The 14,030-nt window shown below is 60.6% G+C and carries 15 protein-coding genes; 6 read left to right on the top strand and 9 right to left on the bottom strand.

Translation table 11 applies throughout. From position 1 onward, the window contains the following. Nucleotides 1–8 precede the first annotated feature (8 nt). Complete coding sequence (locus tag HU727_RS10440; RefSeq protein WP_186531096.1) at nt 9–377, top strand: DUF2388 domain-containing protein; 369 nt, start codon at nt 9–11, stop codon at nt 375–377. A gap of 115 nt (nt 378–492) precedes the next feature. Here HU727_RS10440 and HU727_RS10445 read toward each other — a convergent pair whose 3' ends face one another. The 3 genes from HU727_RS10445 to HU727_RS10455 all read right to left on the bottom strand — a co-directional run bounded on the left by HU727_RS10445 (nt 493) and on the right by HU727_RS10455 (nt 2,295). Next, a complete protein-coding gene (locus HU727_RS10445; protein WP_003213368.1) occupies nt 493–768 on the bottom strand; it encodes an HU family DNA-binding protein in 276 nt (91 codons plus the stop codon). Nucleotides 769–958: 190 nt separating this feature from the next. After that, nucleotides 959–2,107, bottom strand: a complete 1,149-nt coding sequence (locus tag HU727_RS10450) for an NAD(P)/FAD-dependent oxidoreductase (protein ID WP_186531098.1) — start codon at nt 2,105–2,107, stop codon at nt 959–961. A 20-nt stretch (nt 2,108–2,127) separates the two neighbouring features. Continuing rightward, nucleotides 2,128–2,295 (bottom strand): rubredoxin, encoded by a 168-nt coding sequence (locus tag HU727_RS10455; RefSeq protein ID WP_003177199.1) that lies wholly within the window; start codon nt 2,293–2,295, stop codon nt 2,128–2,130. Nucleotides 2,296–2,496: 201 nt separating this feature from the next. On the opposite strand from HU727_RS10455, the gene HU727_RS10460 reads away from it, so the two are divergent. Continuing rightward, on the top strand, nt 2,497–3,057 hold the full coding sequence (locus HU727_RS10460) for a chorismate--pyruvate lyase family protein (protein ID WP_186531100.1): 561 nt from the start codon (nt 2,497–2,499) through the stop codon (nt 3,055–3,057). After that, on the top strand, nt 3,057–3,947 hold the full coding sequence (gene ubiA / locus HU727_RS10465) for a 4-hydroxybenzoate octaprenyltransferase (protein ID WP_186531102.1): 891 nt from the start codon (nt 3,057–3,059) through the stop codon (nt 3,945–3,947). Before HU727_RS10460 ends, ubiA begins: the two co-directional genes overlap by 1 nt. 112 nt (nt 3,948–4,059) lie before the next feature. On the opposite strand, the gene HU727_RS10470 is transcribed toward ubiA, so the two are convergent. Continuing rightward, on the bottom strand, nt 4,060–4,443 hold the full coding sequence (locus HU727_RS10470) for a COG4315 family predicted lipoprotein (protein ID WP_186531104.1): 384 nt from the start codon (nt 4,441–4,443) through the stop codon (nt 4,060–4,062). Between the two features lie 151 nt (nt 4,444–4,594). Here HU727_RS10470 and phoB point away from each other — a divergent pair, with 151 nt between their 5' ends. From phoB to HU727_RS10485, 3 genes are all read left to right on the top strand, one after another. After that, nucleotides 4,595–5,284 carry a phosphate regulon transcriptional regulator PhoB gene (gene phoB, locus HU727_RS10475; RefSeq protein ID WP_007896474.1) on the top strand — a complete coding sequence of 230 codons (690 nt, stop codon included), beginning with the start codon at nt 4,595–4,597 and terminating at the stop codon, nt 5,282–5,284. 74 nt (nt 5,285–5,358) lie between these two features. After that, nucleotides 5,359–6,645 carry a phosphate regulon sensor histidine kinase PhoR gene (phoR, locus tag HU727_RS10480; RefSeq protein WP_189673735.1) on the top strand — a complete coding sequence of 429 codons (1,287 nt, stop codon included), beginning with the start codon at nt 5,359–5,361 and terminating at the stop codon, nt 6,643–6,645. A 122-nt stretch (nt 6,646–6,767) separates the two neighbouring features. Next, nucleotides 6,768–8,108, top strand: coding sequence for a hemolysin family protein (locus tag HU727_RS10485; RefSeq protein WP_186531108.1), 1,341 nt, complete (start codon nt 6,768–6,770; stop codon nt 8,106–8,108). A 114-nt stretch (nt 8,109–8,222) separates the two neighbouring features. Here HU727_RS10485 and HU727_RS10490 read toward each other — a convergent pair whose 3' ends face one another. The 5 genes from HU727_RS10490 to pstA all read right to left on the bottom strand — a co-directional run bounded on the left by HU727_RS10490 (nt 8,223) and on the right by pstA (nt 14,017). Continuing rightward, nucleotides 8,223–9,119, bottom strand: a complete 897-nt coding sequence (locus tag HU727_RS10490) for a peptidoglycan DD-metalloendopeptidase family protein (RefSeq protein ID WP_186531110.1) — start codon at nt 9,117–9,119, stop codon at nt 8,223–8,225. 206 nt (nt 9,120–9,325) lie between these two features. Continuing rightward, the gene (locus tag HU727_RS10495; RefSeq protein WP_186531112.1) at nt 9,326–10,282 is read right to left on the bottom strand and encodes a response regulator; all 957 of its coding nucleotides are present in this window, start codon (nt 10,280–10,282) and stop codon (nt 9,326–9,328) included. Between the two features lie 177 nt (nt 10,283–10,459). After that, entirely contained in the window at nt 10,460–11,221 is a 762-nt protein-coding gene (phoU, locus tag HU727_RS10500; protein ID WP_186531114.1) for a phosphate signaling complex protein PhoU, read from the bottom strand. Between the two features lie 122 nt (nt 11,222–11,343). Further along, on the bottom strand, nt 11,344–12,177 hold the full coding sequence (gene pstB, locus HU727_RS10505) for a phosphate ABC transporter ATP-binding protein PstB (protein WP_186531116.1): 834 nt from the start codon (nt 12,175–12,177) through the stop codon (nt 11,344–11,346). Nucleotides 12,178–12,346: 169 nt separating this feature from the next. Beyond that, nucleotides 12,347–14,017 (bottom strand): phosphate ABC transporter permease PstA, encoded by a 1,671-nt coding sequence (gene pstA / locus HU727_RS10510; protein WP_186531118.1) that lies wholly within the window; start codon nt 14,015–14,017, stop codon nt 12,347–12,349. Between the last annotated feature and the right edge of the window lie 13 nt (nt 14,018–14,030).

Below are 14,030 nucleotides of genomic sequence, written 5' to 3' on the forward strand. Positions count from 1 at the left end.
AATTAGACATGGCCAACAGCTTTTTCAAAAAACGAATCACGTATCCAGCTGTATTCATGCTTTTTATCAGCACCTCTGTTACGGCTGAACTATGCATTGCAAAAATGTGCCTGCTTAAAGGCCCTCTCTCATCAACAGGATTTGGGTTGCTCTCTACAACAATCGGGCCGTTTTGGACCACGTCGGATGAAATCAAGAGCCTTTCGAAGCACTATGTACAAGCTGTAAGGGACGATGCCACCACATATATCGCTACGGACGGAGCATTTGACGGAGCCATGCTTGAATCCGCATGGCGCGCACATCTCCATCAAAATACCGAGCAGAAATTAAGCAAGAGAGACTTTGCCCATATGGTTTTGGCTACCTACGGATAGCCATTAAATATCCGGACGGATAGCAGACGTACAAAAAATGGGCACCCCGACCGCAATCGGTGTGCCCATTCTTATTATCGCGGCTCTCCCCGTTAACAAGGGGAGCACGCTGTCATCAAGGATTGACGCTGTCTTTCAACGATTTGCCTGGCTTGAACGCAACGGTGTTGCTGGCCTTGATCTTGACCGGCTCGCCGGTCTGCGGGTTTTTGCCGGTGCGGGCGCCGCGGTGGCGCTGAAGGAAGGTGCCGAAACCGACCAGCGTCACGCTGTCCTTGCGGTGCAGGGCGCCGGTGATTTCTTCGAGGACGGCATTGAGGACGCGGTTGGCCTGTTCTTTGGTCAGGTCTGCTTTTTCCGCGATTGCAGCGGCGAGTTCTGGTTTACGCATTAGTGAAGCCCCTTTGACGGTTTTTTGTTGTTATGTCCGTGCTGCTCTCGTTGGAACAGCGCCCAAGGCGCCGCAGGCTCTACTCTGCGGCAGACGGGAGTGAGAATGGCACGCCGCTACCGGCGGCGCCAGTCTCCCCACGACCTTTGTCGAGGCAAAAGAGCGGTGTTTGCGACAGAACGACCGGTATTTACGCCAGCAGGGGCGGAAGCTGTTTATTCAGGGCCAGTTTTTCCATGACCGCCGCACCGGTCAGCGCATAACCGAACAACTGGCCGTCGGCGCTGTGGCACAGGGCCTTGATGTCGGCGCCCTGCCCTTCGACCGTCCAGACGCCTTCGCTGCCCCGTGGCGGCGGCGAAACCACCAGCGGGCACACCGGGGTTTTTACGGTGATCGGCATCGGACCGTAGCTGACGGCCGTCGGGTTTCCCGCCAGCGTTTGCGCCAGCGCCCGTGCACAATTCATCAATGGCATGACGTACAACAAGTTCAGCCCGTCGACTTCGGCGCAGTCGCCCAAGGCGTAGATATTGGCGTGGGACGTCTTCAGGTAACGATCGACCATCACACCGCGATTGACCTGCACGCCGGCAGCCGCCGCGAGATCAATGCGTGGGCGCAGGCCGATCGCCGACACCACCACGTCGCACGGGATCACCTGGCCATCGGACAGATGCGCTTCCAGCCCCTCGGCAACTTTCTGCAGCCGGGTCAGCACCGGGCCGAGGTGAAACTTCGCGCCGATACTTTCAAGCCCGGCCTGCACGGCGGCCGCAGCGGCGGGATGCAACAGCGTCGGCATGACTTGTTCGCACGGCGCGACCAGTTGCACCTCGTAGCCACCCAGAATCAAGTCATTGGCGAATTCACAGCCGATCAGGCCGGCGCCGAGCAACAGCACCCGGCGCTTGCCCGCCGCTGCCGCACGGAAACGCGCATAGTCTTCCAGATCATTGATCGGGAAGACCAGATCAGCGCCGTCGCCTTCGATCGGCACGCGGACGGTTTCCGCCCCCCAGGCGAGGATAAGGTCGCGATAGGGCACCGCTTCTTCGCCGATCCACAAACGTTTGTGGCCGGCGTCGATGCCGCTGATGCGCGTATGGGTGCGCACTTCGGCGTTCAACTGCTCGGCCATGGCGCCAGGCTCGGCCATGCTCAAGCCATCGGCGTCCTTGTTCTTGCCGAAGCCGGTGGAGAGCATCGGCTTGGAGTAAGAGCGGCCGTCATCGGCGGTAATCAACAGCAGCGGAGTTTCGCTGTCGAGCTTGCGAAACTCGCGGGCCAGGTTATAGCCCGCAAGCCCGGTGCCGATGATGACGACTGGTGCGCTCATGCGTTGTTCCTTGATTGTGTTCAGTTGATTTCGATCATTTCGAAGTCCATTTTGCCGACGCCGCAGTCGGGGCACAGCCAGTCTGCCGGCACGTCTTCCCAACGGGTGCCCGGCGCGATGCCGTCATCCGGCCAGCCATCGGCTTCGTTATAAATCAGGCCACAGACGATACATTGCCACTTCTTCATTCAGGTACTTCCTCAGGGTTCAGGCGTAGTGCCGGCGCGGACGGTCGATAGGTGATGCGCTGCCATCCGGCTCAGGGCGTTTTGTACTGAGGGTGCCGGGCAGATGCAAGCCTGATCGGCGCAACGGCGGCCGGCGCTGCTCATTAATCTTGCCCGCCATGTTAAGCTCGCCGCCTCATTTGCGGCCAATAATGACTCATTGTGCAACATTCAAATGCCTGCCCCGCCCCGCTCTGGCTGACTCAAAGCCGCCTGACGCCCCGCCCCGATTCGTTGACCCTGAACTGGCTGTTCGACGAAGGCTCGCTGACCCGCCGCCTGACCCGGTTGTCCAACGATGGCTTCAGCGTGTCGCCGCTTCACGAAGGCTGGGACATCCTGCGCGCTGACGAATGCGTGGCGCTGGATCTGGCCGAAGGCAGCGAAGGCTGGGTGCGTGAAGTGTATTTGCGCGGTCATGGCGAGGCCTGGGTGTTTGCCCGCAGCGTCGCCTCGCGCGCTGCGTTGCAGGGCGATGGCTTGCACATGGACGAACTCGGTAGCCGCTCGCTGGGTGAACTGCTGTTTTGCGATCAAGCGTTCCAGCGCCGCGCCATTGAAGTCTGCCACTACCCTGAAGAATGGCTGCCGGCAGAAGCCAAAGCACCTGAGCTGTGGGGCCGGCGGTCGCGTTTCGATCGTGGCGCGCTGAGCGTACTGGTCGCGGAAATCTTCCTGCCGAGCCTGTGGCACGCCGCCCGCGCCCATCCGGAGAACTGCTGATGTATCAGAGCCTGCTCAAGTCCCTGAACCGCTTGAACCCGCGCGCCTGGGATTTTATTCAGTTGACGCGGATGGACAAGCCGATCGGCATTTATCTGCTGTTGTGGCCGACGCTGTGGGCGCTTTGGATCGCTGGCGAGGGTTCGCCGTCGCTGGCCAACATCGTCATCTTCGTCCTGGGCGTGGTGCTGACCCGGGCTGGCGGCTGCGTGATCAACGACTGGGCCGATCGCAAGGTCGACGGTCACGTCAAACGCACCGCGCAACGGCCGCTCGCCAGCGGCAGGATCAGCTCGAAAGAAGCGCTGGTGTTCTTTGCCGTGCTGATGGGCATCAGCTTTCTGCTGGTGCTGTGCACCAACGCGCCGACCATCTGGCTGTCACTGGGCGGCCTGGCGCTGGCGTTCACGTACCCGTTCATGAAGCGCTACACCTATTACCCGCAAGTGGTGCTGGGCGCGGCGTTTTCCTGGGGGATGCCGATGGCGTTCACTGCCGAGACCGGCGAGGTGCCAGCGGCGGCGTGGCTGCTGTGGATCGCAAACCTGCTGTGGACCGTGGGTTACGACACCTATTACGCGATGACCGATCGCGATGACGATTTGAAGATCGGCGTGAAGTCCACGGCAATTCTGTTCGGCGAAGCGGATCGCGTGATCATCCTGACGTTACAGGCGCTGTCGTTGGGATGCCTGATGCTGGCGGGATCGAAATTTGAACTGGGGATCTGGTTCCACTTGGGCTTGCTGGTGGCGGCTGGCTGTTATGCCTGGGAGTTCTGGTACACCCGCGACAGGGACCGCATGAAATGCTTCAAGGCGTTTTTGCACAACCATTGGGCGGGGCTGGCGATTTTTGTCGGGATCGTGCTGGATTACGCACTGCGCTAAAGATTCGGACCTGTGGGAGCGAGCCTGCTCGCGAAGGCGTCCTGTCAGTCAACGCAAGCATTAACTGACACACCGCTTTCGCTAGCAGGCTCACTCCTACAGGGGACCTTGTTTACTTGGCTTTGGCGACTTTCCACGCGCCGTCCATTTTGCCGTCGCCGGTCATGTCGCCGGCCTTCTTGTCCATCACGAAGGTGTAGAGCGGCATGCCTTGATATGCCCACTGCATCGAGCCGTCGTCGCGTTTGATCACTGTCCAGTCGCCCATTGATTTGTCGCCCGCCGCAGCCTTCAGCGGCGGCCAGTTGGCGGCGCATTTGTCGTTGCACACGGACTTGCCGGCAGCGTCCTTGGCGAAGGTGTACAGGGTCATGCCCTGGTGATCGGTGAACATGCCGTCCTTTTCCATCGCGGGATCGGCGGCCATGGCCAGCCCCGGCAACATCAGGGCAGCGGCCATCAACAAAGCTTTGAAAGAAACAGTCATTGGCATCATGGAAACCTTCTTTTGTGGTTGTCAGGATTCGGACTTGAAGCTTAGTCCACGATCCCCACAATCGCTGGCGCTCTGAAATACTGTCACACGACTGCAATAATTCCGTTATCTAATGCGGCGCAAGACAGTTAAATGACAAGAGGATTAACGCATGGTTGGCAGGAGCATTCTGATCGTTGACGACGAAGCGCCTATTCGCGAAATGATCGCCGTTGCGTTGGAAATGGCTGGCTATGACTGCCTCGAGGCAGAGAACTCGCAGCAGGCCCACGCCATTATCGTTGACCGCAAGCCGGACCTGATCCTGCTCGACTGGATGCTGCCCGGCACCTCCGGTATCGAACTGGCCCGACGCCTGAAGCGCGATGAGCTGACCGGGGATATCCCGATCATCATGCTCACCGCCAAGGGCGAAGAGGACAACAAGATTCAGGGCCTGGAAGTCGGTGCCGACGATTACATCACCAAACCGTTTTCCCCGCGCGAACTGGTGGCGCGCCTGAAAGCCGTGCTGCGCCGCGCCGGTCCGACCGATGGCGAAGCGCCGATTGAAGTCGGCGGCCTGCTGCTGGATCCGATCAGCCACCGCGTGACCATCGACGGCAAACCCGCCGAGATGGGCCCGACCGAATACCGTCTGCTGCAATTCTTCATGACCCACCAGGAGCGTGCCTACACTCGCGGCCAGCTGCTCGATCAGGTTTGGGGCGGCAACGTCTATGTCGAAGAGCGCACGGTTGACGTGCACATTCGCCGTCTGCGCAAAGCGCTCGGTGATGCCTACGAAAATCTGGTACAAACCGTGCGCGGCACCGGCTATCGGTTCTCTACAAAGGCCTGATCCGCCCGCAAGACTCGCTGACAAGGACCGTACCGACCGTGAATCAAAATTGGCATGGCACCCTGATTCGCCACATGCTTTTGCTGGTCACCGCTTGCCTGGTGATCGGCCTGATCACCGGCTACTACGGCTGGAGCCTGGCGGCGGGCCTGGGCCTTTACCTGGCCTGGACCCTCAAGCAACTGCTGCGTCTGCACGAATGGCTGCGCCAGCACCAACCCGACGAAGCACCGCCCGATGGCTATGGCCTGTGGGGCGAAGTATTCGACAGCATCTATCATCTGCAGCGCCGCGATCAACGGGTGCGCGGGCGCCTGCAAGCGGTCATCGATCGGGTGCAGGAATCCACGGCCGCGCTCAAAGACGCCGTGATCATGCTCGACAGTGACGGCAACCTGGAATGGTGGAACCGCGCGGCTGAAACGCTGCTCGGTCTCAAGACCCCGCAGGACAGCGGCCAGCCCGTGACCAACCTGGTGCGGCATCCGCGCTTCAAGGAATACTTCGAGCAGGACAGCTTCGCCGAACCGCTGGAAATCCCCTCGCCGACCAACGATCGCGTGCGCATTCAGCTGTACCTGACCCGCTACGGCAACAATGAACACCTGATGCTGGTGCGCGACGTCACCCGTATTCATCAGTTGGAACAGATGCGCAAAGACTTCATCGCCAATGTCTCCCACGAATTGCGCACCCCGTTGACAGTGATCTGCGGCTATCTGGAAACCCTGCTCGACAACGTCGAAGAAGTGAACCCGCGCTGGAGTCGCGCGTTGCAGCAAATGCAGCAACAGGGCGGGCGCATGCAGACGCTGCTCAACGACCTTTTGCTGTTGGCGAAACTGGAAGCCACGGATTACCCGTCCGACAACCATCCGGTGCAAATCGACACGCTGCTGCAATCGATCAGCAGTGATGCGCAGCAATTGTCCGGCGCGAAAAGCCAGCACATCACGCTTGAAGCTGACGCCAATGTGTTGCTCAAGGGCAGCGAAGCGGAGCTGCGCAGCGCGTTCTCCAACCTGGTGTTCAACGCGGTGAAATACACGCCGGCCGAAGGCAACATTCGCGTGCGCTGGTGGGGCGATGCTCAGGGCGCGCACCTGAGCGTTCAGGATTCCGGGATCGGAATCGACAGCAAACACTTGCCGCGCCTGACCGAGCGCTTCTATCGCGTCGACTCGAGCCGAAACTCCAACACCGGCGGCACCGGGCTGGGCCTGGCCATCGTCAAGCATGTGTTGCTGCGCCACCGTGCACGGATGGAGATCAGCAGCGTGCCCGGCCATGGCAGTACGTTCACCTGCCATTTCGCCCCGGCCCAGGTGGCCAGCGCACGGGCAATCAGCGCCGCCGAGTGATGCCGCCCGGCACACGCCACTAGGCAATCGCAGAGTCAGCCGCTACATTGGCTGACTTGCGCCTGCCTTTCAGGCGCTATCTGCACCTCTCTTGAATCAAACGGAACCCGCAAAACTCCATCATGGACCCTTCCCCTGGCTTGTCCCTCGCTACAATTTTTGCCGACTTCGGCATGATCCTTTTTGCTCTGATCCTGGTATTGCTCAACGGCTTTTTCGTTGCGGCGGAATTCGCCATGGTCAAGCTGCGCTCGACCCGGGTCGAGGCCATCGCTGAACAACACGGCTGGCGCGGGCACATCCTGCGCACCGTGCACAGCCAGCTCGATGCCTACCTGTCGGCGTGTCAGCTCGGTATCACCCTGGCCTCCCTTGGCCTGGGCTGGGTCGGCGAGCCGGCGTTCGCGCACATCCTTGAGCCGCTGCTGAGTGCGGTCGGCGTGCAATCGCCGGAAATCATAAAGGGCGTGTCGTTCTTCACCGCGTTTTTCATCATTTCGTATCTGCACATCGTGGTCGGCGAGCTGGCTCCGAAGTCGTGGGCGATCCGCAAACCCGAGCTGTTGTCCCTGTGGACGGCGGTGCCGCTGTATCTGTTCTACTGGGCGATGTACCCGGCCATTTACCTGCTCAATGCCAGCGCCAACGCGATTCTGCGTATCGCCGGCCAGGGTGAACCCGGCCCGCACCACGAACATCATTACAGCCGTGAAGAACTCAAGCTGATCCTGCACTCCAGCCGTGGCCAGGACCCGAGCGACCAAGGCATGCGCGTGCTGGCTTCGGCGGTGGAGATGGGCGAGCTGGAAGTGGTCGACTGGGCCAACTCCCGGGAAGACCTGATCACCCTGGAGTTCAACGCGCCGCTGAAGGAAATCCTGGCGATGTTCCGTCGCCACAAGTTCAGCCGTTATCCGGTGTACGACAGCGAGCGCCAGGAGTTCGTCGGCCTGCTGCACATCAAGGATCTGCTGCTGGAACTGGCGGCACTGGACCATATTCCCGAGTCGTTCAACCTTGCCGAGCTGACACGCCCATTGGAGCGCGTCTCGCGGCACATGCCGCTGTCGCAGCTGCTGGAGCAGTTTCGCAAGGGTGGTTCGCACTTCGCCGTGGTCGAGGAGGCCGACGGCAACATCATCGGTTACCTGACCATGGAAGACGTGCTGGAAGTGCTGGTCGGCGACATCCAGGACGAACACCGCAAGGCCGAGCGCGGGATTCTCGCCTATCAGCCGGGCAAGCTGCTGGTGCGCGGCGATACGCCGCTGTTCAAGGTCGAGCGCCTGCTGGGCATCGACCTCGACCACATTGAGGCGGAGACCCTCGCCGGGCTGGTCTATGAAACCCTCAAGCGCGTGCCGGAAGAGGAAGAAGTGCTGGAAGTCGAAGGCCTGCGCATCATCATCAAGAAGATGAAAGGGCCGAAGATCGTCCTGGCCAAGGTGTTGATGCTGGATTGATCGACTGATCCGGCACCGCGCCGTTTTCTTCGCGAGCAGGCTCGCTCCCACTCTGGAATGCATTTCAAATGTGGGAGCGAGCCTGCTCGCGAAGGCGTCAGATCCTACACCGCGTTACTGCTTGCCCAGCGCAAAGTTGGGCAGCGCCCCCAGCGGCTGGTTGAACTGATACGGAATCGACACCAGCCCTTCCCCGGTATTGCGCTGCACCACAAAGTGCAGGTGCGGGCCGCTGCTGTTGCCGGTGTTGCCCGACAACGCCAACGGGCTACCGACCTTGACCCGCTGCCCTTCGCGCACGCTCACCGAACCCTGTTTGAGATGCAGGTAAACGCCCATGGTGCCGTCATCGTGCAGCACCCGGACGAAGTTGCCGGACGCATCGGTGCCGCGCCCACTCTGTGAATTCTCGGTTTTTACCACCACCCCGGCTCGCGCCGCGATAATCGGCGTGCCCACCGGCATGGCGATGTCCATGGCGTAGCGGTTCTTCGGTCCGTAGTGGCTGTACTGGCCGTTGGCACCCTGGCTGAGGCGGAACGGTCCACCACGCCAGGGCAACGGATAGCGATAGCTCTGCGCGGTGCCAGCGGGGTCGCCCAGCGAATACTGGAACTGCGGCGAGTACACCAGCGGCTTATCGCCGCTAATCGCCGTCAGCAGCGCCAGACGGGTGTTGCTGCGCGCCGGCAATACCCGACGAATCGTTTTGGCCGGCGCGCCACGCACGTTGCTCATGCCGATAAATGCCAGGGCAACCTCGACCGGCGCATACAGGTCGTTGCGCGCAAACACGATGTCGACGCCCTTTTGCTTCTTGATGTCCAGGTACACCTGCCGATCCAGGCGCTCGACCATGCGGTCCTGAAACACGAACACCTGCGAGCCTTTGCTCGGGCGGTCGCTGTACGAGACCACGCCATTGGCATCGGTGGATTTGTAGATGGTCATGGCCACAGCCAGTTGGGAGGCCAGGCAAAGACCACAGAAAAACAGCAGGCGCGCGAGCATGGGCAAAAGTCTGTCGAAGTGAGGCCTGGGAATCAGCCTAGCAGTTGAGACAGACCAGCGTAGTCGGCAGATGTTTCAGAATGGGCAGTGCGCAAGATCGGTGCGCTGCGGATGGCCCCTTCGCGAGCAGGCTCGCTCCCACAGGTTCGATGTGATCCCTGTGGGAGCGAGCCTGCTCGCGAAAGCGGTGTGTCAGGCGACGAAGATTACGCGCCGGGTACGAAATGCTTCTGCGCCGTGCCACGGGCAATCAGGCGGGAGATGTAGTCGAGCTTCTGCGCGTCCTGATCGACGAAGCGGAAGGTCAGTTGCAGCCAGTCGCTGTCGGGTTTCTGTTCGTGGGCGACGATCGCATGCAAATACCCATTGAGGCGGGCGATTTCGGCGTTGTCGCCCTGCTCCAGATCCAGCACGGCGCTGTCGAGGATCTGCGGCAGGGTCTCGGTGCGCTTCACCACCAGCAGCGCTTCCTTGATGCTCAGCGCCTTGATCACGCACTGCTGCGTGCCGCTTGGCAGGCGCAGCTGGCCCTGGCCGCGACCACCGACCGGCGCTTTCGACGCGGCAGGTGCCTGCACGGGCGGGCTGTTGAGCAAACCGCGCGACGGCGCAGCAGCCGGTGCAGGCGCAGCAGCGGCGGGCTTGGCAAACGGGTTGACCGCAGCGGCTGCCGGGGCACCACCGACCACCGCAGGCTTGCCGCCGGTCAAGGCGCTCAACGAATCATTGCCGAACGCCGAATTCATTTTGGTCGGTGCGCTGTTCATCAGAGTGTCGAGCTTGCCGACCTTGTTCAGCGCCTGCTTGACCTTGGTCAGCAGTTGCTCGTTGGTGAACGGCTTGCTGACGTAGCCGGAAACGCCGGCCTGAATCGCCTGCACAACGTTTTCCTTGTCGCCACGGCTGGTGACCATGACGAACGGCATGGTCTTGAGATTTTCTTGCTCGCGGCACCAGGTCAGCAGTTCGAGGCCGGACATTTCCGGCATTTCCCAGTCGCACAACACCAGGTCGAAGGCTTCGCGGGCCAGCATGGCCTGGGCCTTTTTCCCGTTGATGGCGTCCTCGGTGCGGATCCCCGGGAAGTAATTACGCAGGCACTTTTTCACCAGGTCACGAATGAACGAAGCATCGTCCACGACCAACACACTGATCTTGCTCATCCAACACCCCTAAAAAAAATCCCGGCAAGCATAACGCTTGAATGATGGCACTCTGCCAAAACTTTTCAGTCACGCCGGGACTTTTCGTTCGCGGGTGCTGCTTTTAATTCGATTTCCTGCTCAAAAGCCCAAACAAAAACGCCCGGCCAAAGGGCCGGGCGCTTTTCTCAGGCAATCTTACTTATCGTCAGCTTCGCCCGGAACATTAGCGGTTTCACCACTTGTGCCTTCAACTTCTTCTTTCATGCGCTTGAGGCCCATGTGCCGCACGTCCGTGCCGCGCACCAGGTAAATCACCAATTCCGAGATATTGCGCGCATGGTCGCCGATACGCTCCAGCGAACGCAGCACCCAGATGATGCTCAGCACGCGCGAGATGGAGCGCGGATCTTCCATCATGTAGGTGGCCAGCTCGCGCAGCGCGGTCTTGTATTCGCGGTCGATGATTTTGTCGTATTGCGCCACCGACAACGCCAGATCGGCGTCGAAGCGGGCAAAGGCGTCCAGTGCATCGCGGACCATGTTGCGTACCTGGTCGCCGATGTGGCGAACCTCGACATAACCGCGCGGCGCTTCGCCTTCTTCGCACAGTTGAATCGCGCGGCGGGCGATCTTGGTCGCTTCGTCGCCGATGCGCTCAAGGTCGATCACCGACTTGGAGATGCTGATGATCAAACGCAGGTCGGACGCCGCCGGCTGACGGCGGGCGAGAATGCGCAGGCATTCCTCGTCGATGTTGCGTTCCATCTGGTTGATCTGGTCATCGATCTCGCGCACCTGCTGAGCCAGGCCGGAGTCAGCCTCGATCAGCGCCGTGACCGCGTCGTTGACCTGCTTCTCGACCAGCCCGCCCATGGCCAGCAGGTGGCTGCGCACTTCTTCCAGTTCGGCGTTGAACTGCGCGGAAATGTGGTGGGTAAGGCCTTCTTTTGAAATCATCTTGTTCGCTCCGCGAAAGTTGCAAGCTTCAAGCTGCAAGCTTCAAGCAGTTATGTGTAAGTCCTGTAAATCGCACCGCTGCCAACTTGCCGCTTGAAGCTTGCGGCTTGTAGCTGCCTCGACTAGCCATAACGACCGGTGATGTAGTCTTCGGTCTGCTTCTTCGCCGGGTTGGTGAAGAGGGTGTCGGTGTCGCCAAACTCGACCAGCTTGCCCATGTACATGAACGCCGTGTAATCGGAAACCCGCGCGGCCTGTTGCATGTTGTGGGTCACGATGACGATGGTGAACTTGGACTTCAGCTCGTAGATCAGTTCTTCGACCTTAAGGGTCGAGATCGGATCGAGGGCCGAGCACGGTTCGTCGAGCAGCAAGACTTCCGGCTCCACGGCGATGGTGCGAGCGATCACCAGACGTTGCTGTTGACCACCGGACAGGCCGAGGGCGGATTCATGCAGACGGTCTTTGACCTCGTCCCACAGCGCCGCGCCCTTGAGCGCCCACTCGACCGCTTCGTCGAGGATGCGCTTCTTGTTGATGCCCTGGATGCGCAGGCCGTAGACAACGTTCTCGTAAATGGTTTTCGGGAACGGGTTCGGCTTCTGGAACACCATGCCAACGCGACGACGCAGCTCGGCAACGTCTTCGCCCTTGCGATAGATGTTGTTGCCGTAGAGGTTGATCGCGCCTTCGACACGGCAACCGTCCACCAGGTCGTTCATGCGGTTGAAGGTGCGCAGCAGCGTCGACTTGCCGCAGCCGGACGGGCCAATGAAGGCGGTCACGCGCTGTTTCGGGATGTTCATGCTGACATCGAACAGCGCTTGTTTCTCGCCGTAGTACAGGCTCAGGCCCGGCACTTCGATGGCAACGGTTTCCTGCGCCAGGTTCAGGCTCTGCTTGTCGCGGCCCAGGGCAGACATGTTGATGCCGTGGCTATGTGTTTCGTGCTGCATGGGAGGCTCCCTGTGCTGACAAATTCGGTTCGGAACACTGCTTGTTGCAGCTTCCATCAATATTCCAGTGGACGCGGTTCAATGTGGGAGCGAGCTTGCTCGCGAAGGGGCCCTTAAGGCCGCCAAAAGCTTCGCGAGCAAGCTCGCTCCCACAGGATTCGCGTCGTCCTTAGCTATCCAGCGCTTTGTATTTTTCGCGCAGGTGGTTACGGATATACACCGCCGACAGGTTCAGCGTTGCAATCACCAGCACCAGCAACAGCGCCGTGGCGTAAACCAGCGGGCGGGCCGCTTCGACGTTCGGGCTCTGGAAGCCAACGTCATAAATATGGAAGCCCAGGTGCATGATCTTCTGATCCAGGTGCAGGTACGGGTAGTTGCCGTCTACCGGCAGCGACGGCGCCAGTTTCACCACGCCCACCAGCATCAACGGCGCCACCTCACCGGCGGCACGGGCCACCGCGAGGATCATGCCGGTCATCATGGCCGGGCTGGCCATCGGGATGACGATCTTCCACAAGGTTTCCGCCTTGGTGGCGCCCAGTGCCAGCGAACCTTCACGCACGGTACGGGGAATCCGCGCCAGACCTTCTTCGGTTGCCACGATCACCACCGGCACCGCCAGCAGCGCCAGGGTCAACGAAGCCCAGAGCAGGCCTGGCGTACCGAAGGTCGGCGCCGGCAGTGCTTCCGGGAAGAACAAGCGGTCAACCGAACCACCGAGTACGTAAACGAAGAAGCCCAGACCGAACACGCCGTAAACGATCGCCGGTACGCCGGCGAGATTGTTCACCGCGATCCGGATGATCCGGGTCAGGGTGTTCTGCTTGGCATATTCACGCAGATAAACGGCCGCCAGCACACCGAACGGCGTCACGATCATCGCCATGATCAGCGTCATCATCACGGTGCCGAAGATGGCCGGGAAAATCCCGCCTTCGGTGTTCGCTTCACGTGGATCGTCCGAGAGAAATTCCCAGATCTTGCTGAAGTAGAAACCGACCTTGGTGAAGGTACTCATCGCGTTCGGCTGGTAGGCGTGAACCACCTTGCCCAAATCGATCTCGATCTCTTTGCCGTTGGCATCGCGTGCGGTCAGAGCGTCGCGGTTGAACTGCGCATGCAGGTCGGCCAGACGGGCTTCGATGTCCTGATAACGGGCATTGAGCTCGGCGCGCTCCGATTCCATGTCCGCTTGTGCGGTGGCGTCGAGTTTGCCTTCCAGCTCCAGCTTGCGGCCCTGCAGACGGATGCGCTCGAGGCCGGCGTTGATCGCGCCGATATCGACTTTCTCCAGGGTTTTCAGCTGTGCGGCAAGGCCGTTGACGCGGTCGATCCGCGCTTGCAGCTCCGGCCAGGCGGCTTCGCCTTCGGCGATGACCTTGCCGTCCTGTTTGACGTTGACCAGGTAGCCGTAGAAGTTGCCCCACTCGCGACGTTCGATCGCCATCAGCTCCGGCGGCGTTTTCTGGTTGGTCAGCCACTCGCCGACGATCCAGGTGAAGTCGCTGCCGTTCAGGTCACGGTTGCCGACCTTGATCAGCTCGCGGGTCATGAATTCCGGACCCTCGTCCGGCACCGGCAAACCGGCGCTTTTCAGACGGGCGCGCGGCACTTCTTCTTTCTGTACCACTTCGCCGACGACAAGGTGCTGGGCCTGGCCCGGCACGTCGTAGCTGGCGTGGATCAGATCCGCCGGCCAGAAGTGACCCAGACCGCGTACGGCAATCACTGCCAGCAGGCCAATGGTCATGATGACCGCGATGGACACCGCGCCACCGCTGATCCAGACGCCCGGGGCGCCGCTCTTGAACCATCCTTTCAGGGAGTTCTGTTTCACAGACTTCTACCTT

The organism is Pseudomonas khorasanensis, assembly GCF_014268505.2.
Taxonomy (GTDB): Bacteria; Pseudomonadota; Gammaproteobacteria; order Pseudomonadales; family Pseudomonadaceae; genus Aquipseudomonas; species Aquipseudomonas khorasanensis.